General features: G+C 72.7%; 3 protein-coding genes. 1 reads left to right on the forward strand and 2 read right to left on the reverse strand.

The genetic code is table 11. The features are described from left to right. A partial coding sequence (locus ACOJUF_RS07060) for a ferrous iron transport protein A (RefSeq protein ID WP_420121155.1) occupies window positions 1-204 on the forward strand: 204 nt, incomplete at its 5' end. A 30-nt stretch (window positions 205-234) separates the two neighbouring features. Here the strand turns inward: ACOJUF_RS07060 and ACOJUF_RS07065 are convergent. Beyond that, the gene (locus ACOJUF_RS07065) at window positions 235-1,497 is read right to left on the reverse strand and encodes a class I SAM-dependent methyltransferase (protein ID WP_420121156.1); all 1,263 of its coding nucleotides are present in this window, start codon (window positions 1,495-1,497) and stop codon (window positions 235-237) included. A gap of 95 nt (window positions 1,498-1,592) precedes the next feature. Further along, the gene (locus ACOJUF_RS07070; protein ID WP_420121157.1) at window positions 1,593-1,865 is read right to left on the reverse strand and encodes a hypothetical protein; all 273 of its coding nucleotides are present in this window, start codon (window positions 1,863-1,865) and stop codon (window positions 1,593-1,595) included. Window positions 1,866-1,960 lie beyond the last annotated feature (95 nt).

Here is a 1,960-nt window from a genome sequence, read left to right on the forward strand (position 1 = left end):
TCGGTCCCGCCGGGTACCCGGGTGGTCGCCCGGCACCGGGTGCCGGGCGGGTTCACCGACGCGCTGGGCTACCTGCGATCGTGCGACGGCGCCGAGTGCGAGATCGACACCCGGGGCGGCCCGGTCACCGTCGTGCTGGCGAATGTGGTGGCCGCCAAACGCGTTCCCGAGCCGCCGCCGCGCCGGCCCGGGCGATCGGGCTGACCGGGCCGGGCGCGGGCGGCCCGGTCCCCCTCAGCCGCGCCACCACGGACGCAGCGGGACCGCCGAGTCGCCCTGGTCGTCGGGCTTGACTCCCAGCACCTGGACGAGCTGGATCGTGTTGCGCTCGAAGCCCAGCCGGCAGGCGGCCATGTACAGGCCCCAGACCTTCGCGGTGCCCTCGCCGACGTCGTCGACGCAGGCCGTCCAGTGCCGCTCGAGGTTGCCGCACCAGTCACGCAGCGTCATTCCGTAGTGCTCACGCAGGTTCTCGGCATGCCGGACGTCGAAACCAGTGTCCTGCATGGCCATGATGATCCGTCCCGACCCGGTCAGCTCGCCGTCCGGGAAGACATAGCGGTCGATGAACGGTTCGGCCTTCGCGGCCGTCCGGTTCTCCGGCCGGGTGATGCAGTGGTTGAGCAGCCTTCCGCCCGGGCGCAGCTTGCCGTAGAGCCGGCCGAAGTAGTCCGGGTATTGCTTGACGCCGATGTGCTCGGTCAGGCCGATCGAGGAGATCGCATCGAAGCCGGTCTCCGGGACGTCCCGATAGTCCAGGTGCCGGATCTCGGCCAGATCACCCAGGCCCTCGTCCCGGATCGCCCGCTGCCCCCACTGCGCCTGCTGGCTGGAGAGCGTGACGCCGAGCACCCGGACCCCGCGGCGGGCCGCGTGCCGCACCATCGACCCCCACCCGCACCCGACGTCCAGCAGCCGGTCGCCCGGCCGCAGGCCGAGCTTGTCGAACACCAGGGCGTGCTTGGCGTCCTGGGCCTGCTCCAGGCTCGCGTCGGCGGTCGGGTAGAGCGCACAGGTGTAGGTCATCGACGGTCCGAGGACCATCTCGTAGAAGTCGTTGGAGACGTCGTAATGTCGGCCGATCGCGGACGCGTCCCGCTTGCGGGAATGGCCCAGGCCGTGGGCGACCCGCAGCCACCGGGGGGTCGCCTCCTGCGGGGGCGGCACGACGGGGAGCAGGCTGCTCAGGCCCGCGCTGCGCACCAGGTCGACGACCTCGCCCGGCGTCGGCCGGCGCAGCCGCAACTCCTGCGCCATCAGCCGCAGCAGCGGGTACGGGTTCGCCGGGTGCACGCCGGTCATGTCCATGTCGCCGGCGATGTAGGCGCGGGCCAGCCCCAGGTCGCCGGGGGCGGTCAGCACGTAGTTGAGCGCATGCCGGTTCCGGATGTGCAGGCCGGGGGCGTCCGGCGGTCCGGCCTGGCTGCCGTCGAAGGCGGTGAGCCGGAACGGCAACGGGCCGTCGGACACCGCCGCCGCCATTCCGGCCACGGTCATCGGAGCGCCGGGGCGGGTCGGGCGCGGGGTGTGCAGGTCGGTCGGGGCAACGGGGGAACGAAAGGTCGTCCGGGACGGGGGAGTCTTGAACGTGGTCACTGTCGGCGCACCGCCTTGTCGTAGAGATCCAGCAGTCGATGGTTCGGGTCGTATCGCCGTTTCAGCCGGGCGTAGGCCGGGCCCCCGTACTTCGCCGCGAACTCCGCGGGCCCGTAGAAGGCGTCCGAGTACAGGGACTTGTGCCCGCCGAGCTCGTCGACCGTCGCCTCGATCCGCCGGTTGGTCGCGGCCGGGTCGTCCGGGTCCTGAGGCACGACCGACCAGAAGCCGACGTTGACGTAGGTCCGGTCCGGCTCGAAGGGGTGCAACGGCCAGGTCGGTTCGGCAACGCCCGCCGCCCCGGGCCGCCGCCCGGGGGGGGGCCGCGGGCCGAGCCCCATAGGCGCGATAGGGCCCACCCCCC

The organism is Nakamurella sp., from assembly GCF_048594475.1.
Taxonomy (GTDB): domain Bacteria; phylum Actinomycetota; class Actinomycetes; order Mycobacteriales; family Nakamurellaceae; genus Nakamurella.